The 16,213-nt window shown below is 40.4% G+C and carries 18 protein-coding genes; 15 read left to right on the top strand and 3 right to left on the bottom strand.

The features are described 5' to 3' along the window. The first annotated feature begins 28 nt into the window (after positions 1 to 28). From AC2HW8_RS06355 to AC2HW8_RS06330, 6 genes are all read left to right on the top strand, one after another. Positions 29 to 181 carry a hypothetical protein gene (locus tag AC2HW8_RS06355; protein WP_181979504.1) on the top strand — a complete coding sequence of 51 codons (153 nt, stop codon included), beginning with the start codon at positions 29 to 31 and terminating at the stop codon, positions 179 to 181. A 104-nt stretch (positions 182 to 285) separates the two neighbouring features. Then, positions 286 to 1,086, top strand: a complete 801-nt coding sequence (locus AC2HW8_RS06350) for an SDR family NAD(P)-dependent oxidoreductase (protein ID WP_015522760.1) — start codon at positions 286 to 288, stop codon at positions 1,084 to 1,086. Positions 1,087 to 1,234: 148 nt separating this feature from the next. Continuing rightward, positions 1,235 to 1,405 carry a hypothetical protein gene (locus AC2HW8_RS06345; RefSeq protein WP_021883252.1) on the top strand — a complete coding sequence of 57 codons (171 nt, stop codon included), beginning with the start codon at positions 1,235 to 1,237 and terminating at the stop codon, positions 1,403 to 1,405. A 127-nt stretch (positions 1,406 to 1,532) separates the two neighbouring features. Next, on the top strand, positions 1,533 to 2,408 hold the full coding sequence (gene dpsA / locus AC2HW8_RS06340; protein ID WP_484327313.1) for a dipicolinate synthase subunit DpsA: 876 nt from the start codon (positions 1,533 to 1,535) through the stop codon (positions 2,406 to 2,408). Continuing rightward, on the top strand, positions 2,405 to 2,977 hold the full coding sequence (locus tag AC2HW8_RS06335; RefSeq protein ID WP_021883254.1) for a dipicolinate synthase subunit B: 573 nt from the start codon (positions 2,405 to 2,407) through the stop codon (positions 2,975 to 2,977). Before dpsA ends, AC2HW8_RS06335 begins: the two co-directional genes overlap by 4 nt. A 119-nt stretch (positions 2,978 to 3,096) precedes the next feature. Next, complete coding sequence (locus tag AC2HW8_RS06330; protein WP_484327312.1) at positions 3,097 to 4,746, top strand: leucine-rich repeat protein; 1,650 nt, start codon at positions 3,097 to 3,099, stop codon at positions 4,744 to 4,746. 64 nt (positions 4,747 to 4,810) lie between these two features. Here the strand turns inward: AC2HW8_RS06330 and AC2HW8_RS06325 are convergent, their stop codons facing one another. Both AC2HW8_RS06325 and AC2HW8_RS06320 read right to left on the bottom strand, forming a co-directional pair. Further along, positions 4,811 to 5,020 carry a helix-turn-helix domain-containing protein gene (locus AC2HW8_RS06325; RefSeq protein WP_021883256.1) on the bottom strand — a complete coding sequence of 70 codons (210 nt, stop codon included), beginning with the start codon at positions 5,018 to 5,020 and terminating at the stop codon, positions 4,811 to 4,813. A gap of 349 nt (positions 5,021 to 5,369) precedes the next feature. Next, positions 5,370 to 5,594 (bottom strand): helix-turn-helix domain-containing protein, encoded by a 225-nt coding sequence (locus AC2HW8_RS06320; RefSeq protein ID WP_117520626.1) that lies wholly within the window; start codon positions 5,592 to 5,594, stop codon positions 5,370 to 5,372. A 185-nt stretch (positions 5,595 to 5,779) separates the two neighbouring features. Here AC2HW8_RS06320 and AC2HW8_RS06315 point away from each other — a divergent pair, with 185 nt between their 5' ends. The 9 genes from AC2HW8_RS06315 to AC2HW8_RS06275 all read left to right on the top strand — a co-directional run bounded on the left by AC2HW8_RS06315 (position 5,780) and on the right by AC2HW8_RS06275 (position 14,773). After that, the gene (locus tag AC2HW8_RS06315) at positions 5,780 to 7,195 is read left to right on the top strand and encodes a hypothetical protein (protein WP_484327311.1); all 1,416 of its coding nucleotides are present in this window, start codon (positions 5,780 to 5,782) and stop codon (positions 7,193 to 7,195) included. 412 nt (positions 7,196 to 7,607) lie between these two features. Beyond that, entirely contained in the window at positions 7,608 to 8,138 is a 531-nt protein-coding gene (locus AC2HW8_RS06310) for a hypothetical protein (RefSeq protein WP_484327310.1), read from the top strand. 64 nt (positions 8,139 to 8,202) lie between these two features. Further along, the gene (locus tag AC2HW8_RS06305) at positions 8,203 to 9,474 is read left to right on the top strand and encodes an O-acetylhomoserine aminocarboxypropyltransferase/cysteine synthase family protein (protein WP_288201714.1); all 1,272 of its coding nucleotides are present in this window, start codon (positions 8,203 to 8,205) and stop codon (positions 9,472 to 9,474) included. 57 nt (positions 9,475 to 9,531) lie between these two features. Beyond that, on the top strand, positions 9,532 to 10,230 hold the full coding sequence (gene ispD, locus AC2HW8_RS06300; RefSeq protein WP_293639470.1) for a 2-C-methyl-D-erythritol 4-phosphate cytidylyltransferase: 699 nt from the start codon (positions 9,532 to 9,534) through the stop codon (positions 10,228 to 10,230). Between the two features lie 19 nt (positions 10,231 to 10,249). Continuing rightward, the gene (gene ispF / locus AC2HW8_RS06295; RefSeq protein ID WP_015522769.1) at positions 10,250 to 10,723 is read left to right on the top strand and encodes a 2-C-methyl-D-erythritol 2,4-cyclodiphosphate synthase; all 474 of its coding nucleotides are present in this window, start codon (positions 10,250 to 10,252) and stop codon (positions 10,721 to 10,723) included. Positions 10,724 to 10,804: 81 nt separating this feature from the next. Beyond that, on the top strand, positions 10,805 to 11,953 hold the full coding sequence (locus AC2HW8_RS06290) for a serine hydrolase (protein WP_313710025.1): 1,149 nt from the start codon (positions 10,805 to 10,807) through the stop codon (positions 11,951 to 11,953). Between the two features lie 181 nt (positions 11,954 to 12,134). Beyond that, on the top strand, positions 12,135 to 13,472 hold the full coding sequence (locus AC2HW8_RS06285; RefSeq protein WP_101069533.1) for a glucose-6-phosphate isomerase: 1,338 nt from the start codon (positions 12,135 to 12,137) through the stop codon (positions 13,470 to 13,472). A gap of 35 nt (positions 13,473 to 13,507) precedes the next feature. Further along, positions 13,508 to 13,924: a hypothetical protein gene (locus AC2HW8_RS06280; RefSeq protein ID WP_015522772.1), complete on the top strand. Its 417-nt coding sequence runs from the start codon at positions 13,508 to 13,510 to the stop codon at positions 13,922 to 13,924. A 120-nt stretch (positions 13,925 to 14,044) separates the two neighbouring features. Further along, positions 14,045 to 14,773 (top strand): M23 family metallopeptidase, encoded by a 729-nt coding sequence (locus AC2HW8_RS06275; protein WP_021883263.1) that lies wholly within the window; start codon positions 14,045 to 14,047, stop codon positions 14,771 to 14,773. A 292-nt stretch (positions 14,774 to 15,065) separates the two neighbouring features. Here AC2HW8_RS06275 and AC2HW8_RS06270 read toward each other — a convergent pair whose 3' ends face one another. Further along, positions 15,066 to 15,698, bottom strand: a complete 633-nt coding sequence (locus tag AC2HW8_RS06270; RefSeq protein WP_021883264.1) for a cytidylate kinase-like family protein — start codon at positions 15,696 to 15,698, stop codon at positions 15,066 to 15,068. Positions 15,699 to 16,213: the final 515 nt, after the last annotated feature.

Raw genomic sequence — 16,213 nt, 5'->3', positions numbered from 1 at the left:
CACTTGTTATAAATTAAAAGAGGTTCGTATGGCTGAATCAAAGCTTAGAGAATTATCAATTGATTTATATAACCGGTGCGGCACTATTCGCAGAATATTGGTTGCATCTATTAATACTGCAAAAGAAAATTTACAAAAGGAAAAGATTAATTCAAAATCAAAACCCAATATTTCCGTATAATAGCATTACCCCGATTGACACCAAACTTAATAACTGGTAATATAAGGCTGTGAGAATATTTGTATTCTTGCAGCATATTTTTTTACCAAAAGGAGGATGGATTAATGGGATTTTTATTAGGAAAGACCGCTGTTATTACAGGCGGAGGAAGGGCTGTTCTCAGCGACGGAGGTTGCGGTTCAATCGGCTACGGCATTGCTGTTGCTTATGCAAAAGAGGGTGCAAACCTTGTTATTACAGGCAGAAATGTCAAAAAGCTTGAGGATGCCAAAGAAGAGCTCGAAAGACTTTACGGAGTAAATGTGTTGCCTGTTCAGGCTGATGTCAGCAAGGACGGTGATAACGAAAAGGTTGTTCGGAATGTTGTTGACAGAGCTGTTGAAACATTCGGCGGAATTGATGTCTTGATTAACAACGCTCAGGCTTCTGCGTCGGGTATTACGCTTGCTGATCATACAACAGAGCAATTTGACCTTGCTGTTTATTCGGGATTGTACGCAACCTTCTATTATATGAAGGCTTGCTATCCGTACCTTAAAAAGTCAAAGGGAACGGTTATAAACTTTGCTTCGGGTGCCGGACTTTTCGGAAACTTCGGTCAGTGTGCATATGCAGCCGCAAAAGAGGGAATAAGAGGTCTTACAAGAGTTGCCGCCAACGAGTGGGGCAAGGACGGAATAAATGTCAACATTGTCTGTCCGCTTGCATGGACTGCTCAGCTTGAAAAATTTGAGCAGGCTTATCCCGACGCATTCAAGGCGAATGTAAAAGTGCCGCCAATGGGACATTTTGGTGATGTCGAAAAAGAAATCGGCCGTGCCTGTGTTGCACTTGCATCACCTGATTTCAAGTATATGAGCGGCGAAACCATCACCCTTGAGGGCGGAATGGGACTCAGACCGTAACTTTATTTTTAAAAAATTCTTTTGTTCCGTTATTCGGTAAATCATTAAATAAAATATAAAACATACTAATATGAGTATTGAATTTTTTGTTCATATGATGTAATATCAAGTTACGGAGTACATACAAAAATTACTTTGAGGTGATTGTATGGGAATTTTTGATATAAAGAACACAGATATTTTCAGCAAGGATTATGACTCTGCAAACGCATGGCTTGAGTATAACATTTTTAATGAATGTACAAAGGACGAAAACGGAGAGTCATTTGATGAGTCTGATGAAAATAATTTTTGGGATTATTTAAAGAAAAATAAATAAATAATAAGTTACAAACAGCGACCGCAGAGTGATATACTTTGCGGTCGCTTTTATGTGTTGTTCACACACAAGGACACTCGGCATAATATGAGGGTGTAGAGAATAACTTGATTTACGGGTGTTGTGTATGAAAAAGAGCGACATAAGAACATTTGGCATAATCGGCGGTGACAAGCGACAGCTTTTTCTTGCAAAATCAATTTCTGACAGTTGTTACGATGTTTTGCTCGGCGGATTTGACAGTCTTGAAAGCTACGGTTCATTGAGCCTTTGCAATGTTAAAAAGGCAATTTCGGAAAGTGACGCATTGATTTTTCCGTTGCCGTCAATAAGGACAGACGGAAGTCTTAACACTCCGTTTTCAAACGAGAACATTTTGCTTGACGGTGACGATATTGAAATTATCCTTAAAAAGCCTGTTTTTACTACGATGAAAAGCAGATTTTTAAAGGCATATCCAAGGCTTTCCGACGGTGAAATTTTTGATTACGGAGCAAGAGATGATTTTGCTATTCTCAACGCATTGCCTACAGCAGAGGGTGCAATTGAATGTGCAATGAGAGAATATGAGGGAACGATTTCGGGCAGTAAGTGTCTTGTGACGGGATTCGGCAGAATCGGAAAAATTCTTGCTCACAAGCTTGTTTTACTCGGAGCAAATGTTACCGTGAGTGCAAGAAAGCAGTCAGACCTTGCATATGTAAAAGCACTCGGCTACAATGCACTTAATACGGAAAATCTAAGAACGGTAAAGCGGTTTGACATTGTTTTCAACACAATTCCGAGGTTAATTTTTGACAGGGAACTTCTTATGAATACCGACACAAACACCCTTATTATAGACCTTGCGTCCCTGCCGGGAGGGGTTGATTTTGATACCGCAGAAAAACTCGGAATTTATGCCGTTAGGGCATTGTCGCTCCCCGGAAAATGTGCTCCGAAAACGGCAGGAGAAATTATAAAAACTACTGTATTTGACATCATCAAGGAGGTTTACAGGTGACAAAAGCAACCATAGGATTTGCAATGTGCGGTTCCTTTTGCACCTTTTCAAAGGCTTTTACGCAAATGCAGAGGCTTGTTGACTCAGGCTATGATGTTATTCCGATAATGTCGCAAAATGCCTTTTCAACATCAACTCGTTTCGGAAAAGCGGAGGAAACGGTAAAGAGGGCAGAAGAAATAACGGGCAAAGCTGTTCTGCACTCGGTTGTGCAGACAGAACCGATAGGACCTAAAAAAATGTGCGACTTGCTTGTGATTGCACCGTGTACGGGCAACACGCTTGCAAAGCTGTCGCTCGGAATTACCGACACGGCGGTAACAATGGCGGCAAAGTCGCATCTGAGAATTTTAAGACCTGTGCTGTTGTGCGTTGCAACAAATGACGCTCTCGGTGCGTCGGCACAGAACATCGGCAGACTTCTCAACACGAAAAATATTTACTTCGTTCCTTTAAAACAGGACGATTGCATCAAGAAACCAAATTCGCTTGTGGCTGATTTTGATAAGCTTGAAGATTGCGTAACCCTTGCATTGCAGGGAAAACAACATCAGCCGATTTTTTTATAACAGAACAACAGCCGTCTTGAAATGCAAATTTTCAAAACGGCTGTTATTTGAGTTGACAATTAAAAAATAGTGTGATAACTTAAAGTATAGTATTTCTGCTGAACAGGAGTGGGTATTTAATGAGAAAAAGAGTAAACAAAATTATTTCTGTTGCACTATCGGCAACTCTTGCGTTCGGTGTGTTTACAGCATTGCCGATGTCGGCAAATGCGGTTGTATCAACGGCAAGCGAGGTAAGTGCGGAGGCAATTCCAAAACATGAGCTTTATAAAAGCTATACATATGGCGGATACAAATATCGCATTGTGGGTCAGAAATCAAACGGAAGATTTAACGCATGGATTGAATCTTATTCCGGTAAGTCTGCAAGCGTCAATGTTCCTGCGTCAGTCGGTGATTGTGATATGGTCGGCATCGACAACAATTGTTTTTCGTTTAACAAAACTTTGAAAACAATTATTGTTCCCAAGGGCATTGCTGAAATTGGTTCAAGTGCATTTCTCGGCTGTACCGCACTTACAAGTGTAAGCCTGCCGAGTACACTGACAAAAATAAATTTTTGGGCATTTAAAAATTGTACAAGCCTTTCGACACTTTCAATTCCGTCAAGCGTTGTTTCGATAGGTGATAACGCATTTGACAATTGCCTTTGGTACACAAATCAATCTAACGGAATTGTTTACGCAGGAAAAGTTGCGTATAAGTACAAGGGTAAGCTTGCGGATAACAGCTCTGTTACGATAAAAAGCGGAACTGTTTCAATAGCCGATTATGCCTTTACGGACCAAAAGCTTACATCAGTCACACTTCCGTCAAGCCTTGTTTCAATCGGTGAACAGGCGTTTTCATACACTAATCTCAAAACTGTGACAATTCCGAAAAGTGTAAGCTCAATGGGTTATAATCCATTTGCGTACTGTTCACAGCTTTCAAGCATTACGGTTCAAAGCGGAAACACAAACTTCTATGTTCAAAACGATTTACTTATCGCCAAGAATCATATGTATTCAGTGACAAAAGATATTACTGATCCTGATGCACCTTCTACGGAATCAAGAAGCTACACATCTTATGCTCCGTACGGCTCGGTTGTGATATCGTTCCCGTCAGCATCAACGCTGAAAACTGTTACAATTCCCGAAACGGTTAAGGCAATAGGCAATTATGCTTTTGCAGGAAGTAAAATCGAAAAGCTTACTTTGAACAGCGGACTTGAATCTATTCTCACATCTGCTTTTTCAGGTTGCACAAACCTTTCATCGGTGAGCTTTTCCGACAGTATTATCAGCATTTGCGACAGTTCATTTGAGGAATGTACTTCACTTAAAAATCTGAAATTCGGCAAAAATCTTGAATTTATTTCATACTATGCCTTTTATAACTGCCAAAATCTTCAATCGGTGACAATCGGGGAAAATGTAAAGGCAATTTGCTGTGATTCATTCGGCAATTGCAATGCTCTTGTAATTAACGGTAAGATTGGCTCAACAGCAGAAACCTTTGCCAAAAAGTACGGCTACAAGTTTAATTCATCAGAAACCACAAGACTTAAAGGCGATGTTGACAATAATGGTATTATTAATGTAGTTGACGCTACCGATATTCAGAAATATGTTGTTAATCTTACAGATGAAAATGGAAATAAGTTTATTGATGTCAACAATGCGGAAGATGTGTATGCCGCAGATGTAAACGGTGACGGCATTATCAATGTTGTAGATGCAACGCTTATTCAAAAGTATCTCGTAAGACTTGTGGAGTCACTTTGATAATTAAACAATTTAATAAATAAAAACAACAGCCGTCTTGAAATGCAAATTTTCAAAACGGCTGTTATTTTATGTTTGGATTGTCTGTGCGACAGGTCAGATAATCAAGGCTTGTGCCGTAGCAGTCGGCAAGTTTAATGAGCAGGGAGAGGGGAATTTCTCTTTCGCCCCGTTCATATTTTGAGTACAGCGACTGGTCGCACATAAGAACCTTTGCAACTTCTTTTTGCGTAAGGTCATTGTCCTCACGCAAATCTTTTATTCTCAGTTTCATTTCATCACCGAATAAATTATAAAATAGTACATAGTAACCTATTGACTTTTAGGACAAATTGTCCTAAAATATAATTGCCTGAAAAATGAGAAAACAAACGGCATTATCTTTGCGGTACTCATATAATCGTATTTATCATAAATTGTGTATTATTATTTGCACAAGTGTCCAATGAACCGCAAATACGAGTTGATGATTACTTTGAAAAATTTAATTCACCTTAAATAAGAGCGTTGCTTAAATAAAAATAATATTTTATCTGTATATATATTGACAAATACCGCAAAATGCAGTAAACTAATGTCATAAAAATCCCGAAGAACATCTTCGGGACGAATAGCTTGCCGATTTAATTGTGCGTATAATTCGGTAAGTCTTTGTTGTCAGTCAATCCCAAAATATAGTCAGTACTTGTGTGATAATGTTTTGCGAGGCAAATCAAAACAGCTGTGGGGATGTCACGCTGACCAAGTTCATAATTGCTGTAAACCTGTTGTGAACAATGCAGAATTTTGCTAACTTCTTTTTGCGTAAGGTCGGCATCTTCCCTCAGTTCCCTGATTCTTTTATACACAGAATTCACCTCGCATACAGTATAGCATACCGCAGATTGTTGTATTGCAATATACCGCAAAATGCAGTAAAACAGCAATGGTATTTTGGGTTAATTTTTAAATAATTATTCAGAGGGGAATGGTGTTTAAAACAAAAATATTAATCTTGCATATCAAATAAAACAATAAAATGATGGAGGAAATTATGAGAAAACATTCAAAATTTATTACGATTTTGCTGTCTGCTTTGTTGGCGGTATGCCTTGTGCAGACAGTATTTGTTCAGGCATTTGCAACCGAAAACTCAGCAACACCTGACGAACCTACAGACGGCTTGCGTCCTGTTTCAATGGAAGTTGTTAAAGCTCCAAAAACTGTTAATTTCCTTGAGGGTGAAGAACTCGATAGTAATTTCTGGAGCAATGTTGTGTTGCACATTGTTTACAGCGATGGCAGGGAATTTGATGTGAACTGTGACGGTATTGACAGCGAGAGAGGTATTCTTCCGCCGATTGCCGAGATTGACAGTTATACAGGCGATATAACTGTCGGTTATTATCGTGAAGATGGTACTGCCAATTTTACGGTAGAATATTGTTACGGTTATGAGTATTATATTACAGCGATATTTTCTGTTGACGTAATGCAACCTGTTTCAATGGAAGTTGTTAAAGCCCCCGAAAGCGTTACTGTTAATAATGGTCGAATTACCGACAGCACTTTTTGGAGCAATGTTGTACTTCATATCGTTTACAGCAACGGTGAAGAATATGATGTAAACTGTGACGGCGCTGACAGTGAAGACGGTATTGTTCCGCCGATTGCCGAGATTTGCGGTTATGCTGGCAATATAACTGTTCGTTACTATTGTATAGGAGATACTGTCGATTTTACTGTAGATTATTGTTATGCCTCTTCCGAAGACGACAGATGGGAGAGAAATACTATTTCAGCTGAGTATTCTGTCAAGGAAGTAGCAGATCCGCACTCTATTACAAGAGTTGAAGTTACAAAGCTCCCCGATAAGGTGTTTACAGCACCGTTTTGGACAGGTGAGCCTGATTATTTGCCGGGAGAATATTATAAATGGCTTGATTCTCTTGATATAAACAATTCTATTTCTCACAATTGTGAAGGTATGGAAGCGACCCTATATTACGCTAACGGCGAAAAGTGTGGTACTTTTGCTATTGCTGATTTTAAAAAAAATCATATATTCAACTACCTTGTAAACTACACATTAGAGAATTTTGATGAATACGGAAACATTTTAGATATGCAGGTATACGACTTAGGTGATTACAAATTTTCGGTATCTTTGGGTTCTTCTGATACTGAAATGATTTACACAGCAAAATCAGTTGACAATCCTAACCCGTCAATTAAGCCTGTAAGCACAGAAGACACTCCTGTAAAGCCTGCAAAGCCAAGCGACAACACTTCTTCCGCAACAAGTGATGTTGCAACAAATGACAATGCAAACAATAACAACAGCACAAACGGCACAGCTAACAACGGCGTTGTTGCAACAGGCGACTTTGCAACTCCTGCAATTATTGCCACAGTTATGATTTTGGCGGCAGCGGTTATGTTTGTTCTCAAAAGAAAACATACATTTTAATTTAGTCTAATACTTCCATTTTATGTTTATGGGTATTTAACTTAGAGGAAACACTCGATTGTATGATCGGGTGTTTTTTCTGTATGATGAATATTGCGGTTCGCCGCTACAGAATGGCATTATCTTTGCGGTATTTATATAATCGTATTTATCATAAATTCTGTGCCGTTACTCGCGGGCGCCCAATGGGACGCCCCTACAGAATGGTATTATTTTTGTTCCTTTTATAAGGTTTGTATTACCGTAATGTTTGCATTTTTACTTTTTAGCGGTCATTGACCGTCGCTACAAAATTAAATTTATAACAAAACTGCACAAAAATTTATGGATAAAGACAGCGTGGGGTATTGCTCATGCTGTCTTTTTGTGTTAAAATTGTAGATAACAAAATGAAATAACGAAGGATTTGTCTATGAAATATTGTTCAAAATGCAAGCGTTTGCATAACGATGAGGAAACAGTCTGCAAAAGTTGCAAGGCTCAGCTTAAAACAATAACCGATGAAAACACTCCCGTGTATCTGCTCACGGCATCGGGCTTTGAATTGCAGAGAGTTAAAGCCGCACTTGAGGACAGCACCGTTCCGTGTGACGCTACAATCAAAAAATGTATGGAAAACAAGTACAGCAAAAGCATTAAGGCATACACGGGTTATGATGATTTGACCTATGATGTCTATGTTCCGTATTCGGCTTATGAAAAGGCGTTCGACACCTGTGTCGGAATCGGCGCAATCAAGCTTGAGGGCGAAGAAATTCTTGACGAAGATGTTGAATACACCGAGAATGACGGTGAAACGCTTGACGAGCAGTTTGAAAAAATGACGGGCGCAAAGCGTACAACCGTAAGAATTGTCAGCGCATTACTGCTTTTGCTTATAGTTGCAGGCGTTGTGTTCGGAACAGATGCAATAATGAATTTTATTAAAGAATTTTTCGGATAATTCGGTATCCGATTTTGAGTTAATATTTAGTTAAAATGAATGAAATTACGGAGGATTTTTTACAATGAAACAGGAAACAAAGTGTTTGCATTCCGGCTATGTGCCTAAGAACGGAGAACCCAGACAGATGCCCATTTATCAAAGCACCACCTTTAAGTATGATTCAAGTGACGCAATGGGCAGACTTTTTGACCTTGAGGACAGCGGATATTTTTATACCCGTCTGCAGAACCCGTCAAATGATATGACTGCCGCAAAAATTGCCGACCTTGAGGGCGGTGTTGCCGCAATGCTCACATCAAGCGGTCAGGCGGCGAACTTCTTTGCACTTTTTAACATCTGCGAAACAGGCAGTCACATTGTTGCATCGTCTGCAATCTACGGCGGTACATATAATCTGCTCGGTGTTACAATGAAGAAAATGGGCATTGATGTTACTTTTGTCGATCAGAATCTTCCCGAAGAAGAGCTTGCAAAGGCATTCAGACCAAACACAAGGGCAATGTTCGGTGAAACAATTACCAACCCGACCGTGTCTGTCCTTGATATTGAAAAGTTTGCAAGACTTGCTCACTCACACGGTGTTCCGCTTATTGTTGACAACACTTTTGCAACCCCTGTCAATTGTCAGCCGATTAAGTGGGGTGCTGACATTGTTACTCACTCAACCACAAAATATATGGACGGTCACGGTGTTTCTGTCGGCGGTGCAATTGTTGACAGCGGCAACTTTGACTGGCTGAAATATGCCGACAAATATCCGGGACTTACAACTCCCGATGATTCATATCACGGCATTGTTTATGCCGAAAAATTCGGCAAGCTCGGCTACATTACAAAGGCTACTTCTCAGCTTATGCGTGACCTCGGTTCAATCCAGTCACCGCAGAATGCTTTTTATGTTATGAACGGTCTTGAAAGTCTTCATGTGAGAATGGAAAGACATTGCAAAAATGCTCTTGAAATTGCAAAATTCCTCAAGGCTAATGACAAGGTTGCGTGGGTTGATTATCCCGACCTTGAAGATGACAAATATCACGCACTTGCTGAAAAGTATCTTCCGAACGGCTCATGCGGTGTACTTTCTTTTGCGGTTAAGGGCGGAAGAGATTGTGCGGTTAAATTTATGGACAGCTTAAAGCTTTGCGACATTGAAACTCATGTTGCAGACGCAAAGACCTGTATTCTTCATCCCGCAAGCCACACCCACCGTCAGATGACGGATGAACAGCTTATTGAAGCAGGTGTTGCACCCGACCTTATCAGACTTTCGGTAGGTCTTGAAAATGTTGATGATCTTATTGCCGACATCAGTCAGGCTCTTGATAAGATTTAATTTTCTTCAAAAGAAATTATATATAAAATTGCAAAATAAATTTACGGAGGGTTGAATATGTCAGCTTTTGTATCTGCGGTTATTGTTGCGGCAGGCGGTTCTGTGAGAATGGGAATTGCCGACAGCAAGCAGTTTATTCCGCTTTTGTCACGACCTGCAATTGAATACACCCTGAAGGCATTCCAAAAATGTCACCTTATCAAAGAAATTGTAATTGTCTGCCGTGAACAGGATAACGACAGAATCAATAAAATTATCGAGCTTAACGGTTTCAGCAAGGTTTCAAAACTTGTCAAGGGCGGTGACAGCCGTGCTGACAGCGTGCGTAACGGAATCGGTGCGTGCAGTGAAAATGCCAAATACTATGCTATTCACGACGGTGCAAGACCGCTTATTACCGTTGAAGAAATCGAGCGTGTTGTTGAGGCGGCTTTTGATACGGGTGCGGCAACTCTCGGAACTTCCGTAAAAGATACAATCAAGGTTGTTGACGGTTTCAATAATATAGAAAGCACTCCTATCCGTTCACAGCTCCGTGCAGTTCAGACTCCGCAGGTTTTTGAGCGTGATCTGTACCGCTTTGCTCTTGAAAATGCCGGCGATAATCTCATCAACTTTACAGACGATTGCTCGCTGATTGAAAACATGGGCGGCGAGGTTCTTGTTGTAAAGGGCAATGAGGAAAATATTAAACTGACAACCCCGATTGATATTGTCATTGCCGAGAGTATTCTCAAGTCAAGACAACAGGGTTGATTGTGCAAAGGAGATTTATATGAGAATCGGTCACGGATATGATGTGCATAAATTTGCCGAGAACAGAAAGCTGATAATCGGCGGTACAGAGATTCCCTTTGAACTCGGACTTCTCGGTCATTCGGATGCCGATGTGCTTGTTCACGCAATTATGGACGCACTTCTCGGTGCAGCGGCTCTCGGTGATATCGGAAAGCTGTTTCCCGATACGGATGAAAAGTATAAGGGCGCAGACAGTATTCTTCTTTTGAAAGAGGTGTGCCGTGTGCTTGCCGAGTACAACTACAGAATTGTCAATATCGACTCAACCGTTATTGCTCAACAGCCAAAGCTGAAACCGCATATTGACGAAATGAGAAAAAATATCGCCAATGCCTGCGGAATTGATGTTTCTCTCGTCAGCGTTAAGGCTACTACCGAGGAAAAGCTCGGCTTTACAGGCAGACTTGAGGGCATTTCCGCTCACGCAGTTTGTCTTATTGAGAAGTATTAAAAAGTTACAGCTTCAAAAAATGCACATATTTTATTACATACATTCGACACCTTGTTCATATTAATGAACGAGGTGTTTTTTATGTTAAGAAAGGCATTTGTTTCAATAACATTGTGTGCAGTGTTTTTATTGTCGCCGTTTGTCGGATTAAAAGTGAATGCTCTCAGTGCGGACAGCATATCCGCTCCGTCTGCCGTGCTAATGGAATCGTCAACAGGCAAAGTCCTTTTTGAGAAAAATCCGCATGAACAAAGACCGTGTGCGTCCGTAACAAAGATAATGACGCTTTTGCTCGTCTTTGAGGCTGTTGACAGCGGAAAATTAAGCCTTGACGATGAAATTACTGCATCAGAACACGCCGCAGGAATGGGCGGAAGTGACATTTGGCTTGAAAAAGGCGAAACCATGAGTGCGGATGATATGATAAAGGCAACGGTTGTTGTATCTGCCAACGATGCGGCGGTTGCGCTTGCGGAGCATATCAGCGGAAGCGAGGACGCTTTTGTTGAAAAAATGAACAGCCGTGCCAAAGAACTTGGAATGAACGACACCGTTTTCAAAAACTGTAACGGACTTGATGAGGAGGGGCATATAACCTCTGCCTATGATGTTGCGCTTATGTCAAGAGAGCTTACAAAACACGAGAAAATTTTTGACTACACATCAATTTGGCTCGACAATCTTCGTGGCGGTAAAACTCAGATTGTCAACACGAACAAGCTGTTGAAAACCTATAACGGAATTACGGGATTGAAAACAGGCACAACCAACGATGCGGGTTGCTGTATGTCTGCAACCGCAACAAGGGGAGATGTTTCGCTGATAAGTGTTGTTCTCGGCTGTAAAACCGGCAAAGAGCGATTTGCAGATGCGGCGGCACTTCTTGATTACGGCTTTGCAAATGTTTCTGTAAAAGAATTAACACTTCCCGAAGATATGCCAAAAAGCATTGAAGTAAACGGCGGTATGACCGACAGCGTAAAGCTTGAATGTAAGGTCTCTTCAAAAATAGTGGTTGATAAGGGCAGTGGTGCTAAAATTACAACCGAAATCGACCTGCCTGACAAGATTGACGCTCCCGTTGAAAAGAATAGAAAGATAGGTACGCTTACATATCTTGTCAATTCAAAAAAGGTGCAGAGCTTTGATATTTGTGCAGGCGATTCTGTTCAAAAAACAAGCTTCGGCGCATTGCTTGAATATGTGTTCGCCTCGCTGATTTCGCTTTGATTTTGTCGGAAAATCAGGCTTTTGTGCATTGTTATTAAAAGCAGTGCAAAAAACAATGCGGGTTTATTTTAAAAATTCACAAATTGACCTTGCAAAAACGCTCATATTATAGTATAATAAAACAACAAAGATACTTATTGCGATTCTATTTTCGCTATAGGAATTTTGGAGGAATTTATAAATGGCAACAAAGTTAAATGACAAGTATTTAAGTGATTTTATCGGCGAACACGAATATGACGGTGTTGCTGCCGAAGTTAAAGCAGCTCACAAGGTGTTGCATGATGGCAGCGGCCTCGGCAATGACTTTTTGGGTTGGCTCAATCTTCCTACAGATTATGACAAGGAAGAGTTCGCACGCATCAAGAAGTGTGCAGAGAAAATCAAGAAAGATACTGATGTATTCGTTGTAATCGGTATCGGCGGTTCTTACCTCGGCGCAAGAGCGGCTATTGAATTTCTTTCATCACAGAACTACAACCTTACCTGCAAGGACACACCGCAGATTTTCTTCACAGGTAACTCAATCAGTTCATCTGCACTTGCAGAAATCATGGAGCTTTGCGAGGGCAAGGATGTTTCCGTAAATATGATTTCCAAGTCAGGTACAACAACCGAGCCTGCCATCGCTTTCCGTGTGTTCCGTGAAATGCTCGAAAAGAAGTACGGTAAAGAGGGCGCAAGAGAGCGTATTTACTGTACAACTGACAAGGCTAAGGGTACACTCAAGGCTCTTGCAGACGAAGAAGGTTACGAAACATTTGTTGTTCCGGACGATGTAGGCGGCCGTTTCTCGGTTCTCACAGCAGTAGGTCTTCTTCCTATCGCAGTTTCGGGTGCTGATATTGATGCTCTTATGCAGGGTGCCGCAACAGCTCAGAAAGAATTTGACAACGATGATTTAAAGACAAACGATTGTTACAAATATGCTGCAATCAGAAATATGCTTTACCGCAAGGGCAAAACTATGGAAGTTATGGTTTCTTATGAGCCGGCTTACACAATGATGTCAGAGTGGTTCAAGCAGCTCTTTGCAGAGAGTGAAGGCAAGGATAACAAGGGTATTTTCCCCGCAAGCGTTATCTTCTCAACAGACCTTCATTCACTCGGTCAGTACATTCAGGACGGCAGACGCACAATGTTTGAAACTGTTGTTCTCTTTGATAAATGTAAAAAAGAAGTTACTCTCGGTACAGACCCGACAAATGTTGACGGTCTTAACTTCCTTTCGGGCAAGACAATGGGATTCGTAAATCAGAAGGCTTTCGAGGGTACAGTTCTCGCTCATAATGACGGCGGTGTACCGAACATTGTTCTTAATGTTCCCGAAATGAACGAATCAGAGCTTGGCTATCTCATCTACTTCTTTGAAAAGGCTTGTGCTATTTCAGGTTATATGCTCGGTGTTAATCCGTTTAACCAGCCGGGTGTTGAAAGCTACAAGAAGAATATGTTCGCTCTTCTCGGCAAGCCGGGCTATGAGGATCAGAAGGCTGCTCTTGAGGCAAGACTCGGATAATTTCTTAATAAAGTATAACAACGGAGGAACTAATTATGGTTACTTTACTTATCGGTAAAAAAGGAACAGGCAAAACTAAAAAGCTCATCTCTCTTGCTAACGAGGCTGTTGCCGCTTCAACAGGCAATGTTGTTGTAATTGAAAAAGGCTCAAAGCTCACATATGATGTTACACATAAGGCAAGACTTATTGATACAGAGCAGTATCTCATCAGCGGTTATGATATGCTTTTCGGTTTTATCAGCGGTATCTGCGCAGGCAACTATGATGTTACTGACATTCTCGTTGACTCAACATTCAAGATTTGCCCGGAGGCTCTTGCAGGCCTTGAAACCTTCACAAAGAAGCTTCAGGATCTTGCCGAAACTGCATCAACTAACATTGTTCTCCTTATTTCTGCTGACGAAAGCGAAATTCCGGAGTCAATCAATGCTGTTTGCAGAAAAGTATAATTGATACTAATTGATACTTAAAAACAAACTTATCCCTCTCGTTTTTCGGGAGGGATTTTTGTATATACAACTGTATAAATTTAGCACCTCAGTCAATAATAGAAACGGAGGTGCTTTTTTATGAGCGATTATTATAACAACAGAAAGAAAAAACGCAGTCGCCGTGAAAAAATCGGATTTTACACGGCTTGCTCAATTTGTCTGATTGCCGTTTGCATGGCGGTGTACTCAACCTACAATACATTATCAGTGCCAAGTGCAAAAACTCCTGCCGCAACTCAAAGCAATGAGGTTAAGGTTAATGAAAATGTCACGGGTGTAACCCAAACCTTGCCCGAGGTTAAGCTTGATGTCGAAGTTCCTACCATTGCGGCAACCGAAGAACCGTCAACAAATCCGACAGAAAGTTCAAAAAACGCTCTTGAAACAATGCTTTCAACAGATTTGAGCCTGAACTATCCGCTTAATTCAAACAATGTTGTTCGTGAGTACAGCGAAAAAAGTGTTTATTTCAAAACTTTGAATGTATGGAAACCGCACACGGGAGTTGATTTCGGCGGCAAACTCGGCGATGATGTAACCGCAATGACTGGCGGAGTAGTTACTAATGTTTGTGAAGATAAAATGCTCGGCAAAATCGTTGAAATTTCAACCGACAATGTCATATGCAGATATTGCGGACTTGGCTCGGTCGATGTAAACAAGGGTGATTCAATCGATGTTGGGAAGAAGGTCGGTACAATCGGCGCAGTCCCCTTTGAGGCAGGGGACGAAAACCATATACACATTGAAGTGAAGATTGATGGCAAGTACGCCGATCCGCTTTCTTTTATAAATAACAATGAATAATTGCGATTTTGGCGCATACAATATTAATGCAAGCCCTCGTTTCGTTTTAAGGGGCAACAAAAAAGGCGGATACTTTTGATTGAGTATCCGCCTCTTTTTTTGATTTTATGTCAATGATAAAAAATCACGGTAAATAAATTAAAATTCTGTCCGAAAAGCGATTATCTTTCGCTTTCATGCCATTCTTCGTTACCAAAGATAAAATCATCAAGATCCATAATGACAAATTTCATATAGTACACCTCCTTAATAAAACAATATAGTATATTCAGGAAATGCTCGAATATGAGTGTTATTTTTTATTTGAGTCACAAATATTGATGTAACTTATAATAATGTCAACGGCCTGATCAACTGTAATGTTAGTGCTGTTAAGGCACAAATCATAGTTGTCTGCAAGACCCCATTTTTTCCCTGAATAAAAACTATAGTAATTTGCTCTGTTCTTGTCTGCCTTCAAAACTGCCTGTTTGGCTCTGGCAGGGTCAATGTCCTGTCTGTCAACAGCTCTTTTAATTCTCTTATCAAGATCAGCATAAATATATACCTTCACAAGCTTCGGATTATCTTTAAGAACATAGTCGGCGCATCTACCGACAACAACGAAATTTTCCTTTTCAGCAAGCTGCTTGATAATCTTGTGCTGTAAAATATAAAGACGGTCATTAACCGGCAGGTCACCCACTGAAGAAAAGTTGTTACCGTAATTGTACAGTCCCACAGACAATGAATACAAAAGACTGTTGGTAGCTCTTTCATCAGCATGCTTGAATACCTCGGGAGATACACCGCTCTCTTTAGCGGCAATAGAAATGAGCTCCTTATCATAAAACGATATACCAAGCTTCTCGGCAAGTGCTTTACCGATATCGTGTCCGCCTGAACCATACTGTCTTGTAATGGCGATAATTTTATCAAAACTCATAACTAAACCTCCCGGTATTTGCAATTTGTAAAGTTGTACAGCAGCAACATTAAGTAGCTAAATGTCAAAACTATACCGCTTTACATATACTATAATAACACATTTTTGCGAAAAGTCCAGTCTTTAAACACAAACTTTATGAAATTTGTACAATATGAATAAATACGGGCGTTCTAAGTTATATAAAAAGACGATAGAAGAGCCAAGGCTCAGAGCCATGAAATAAAAAATCAATTTCTTTATTTATTACATACATATGTATATATAGGGGGATAAAGAGCAGTATATGTTAAGACAAAGGTAAGTAATGGTAAAAAGATATCAAAAATCATTCCGATAGTCAAATAATGTAGAAGATTTGCCGATAATGTAAAAAAGATAAAAAAATTGTCAAAAAGGGGTTTACAAAAGGAAGAAGTGCTGATATAATATCAACTGTTGCGCTGAGAGGCGAGGCAGACAAGAGAAAACACGAACGGTGAAAGAGTGTAGAACGCACGGAAGTGGAGAGTCAA

It is taken from the genome of Ruminococcoides sp., assembly GCF_057037865.1.
This window is presented reverse-complemented; position numbering and strand designations above follow the sequence as displayed.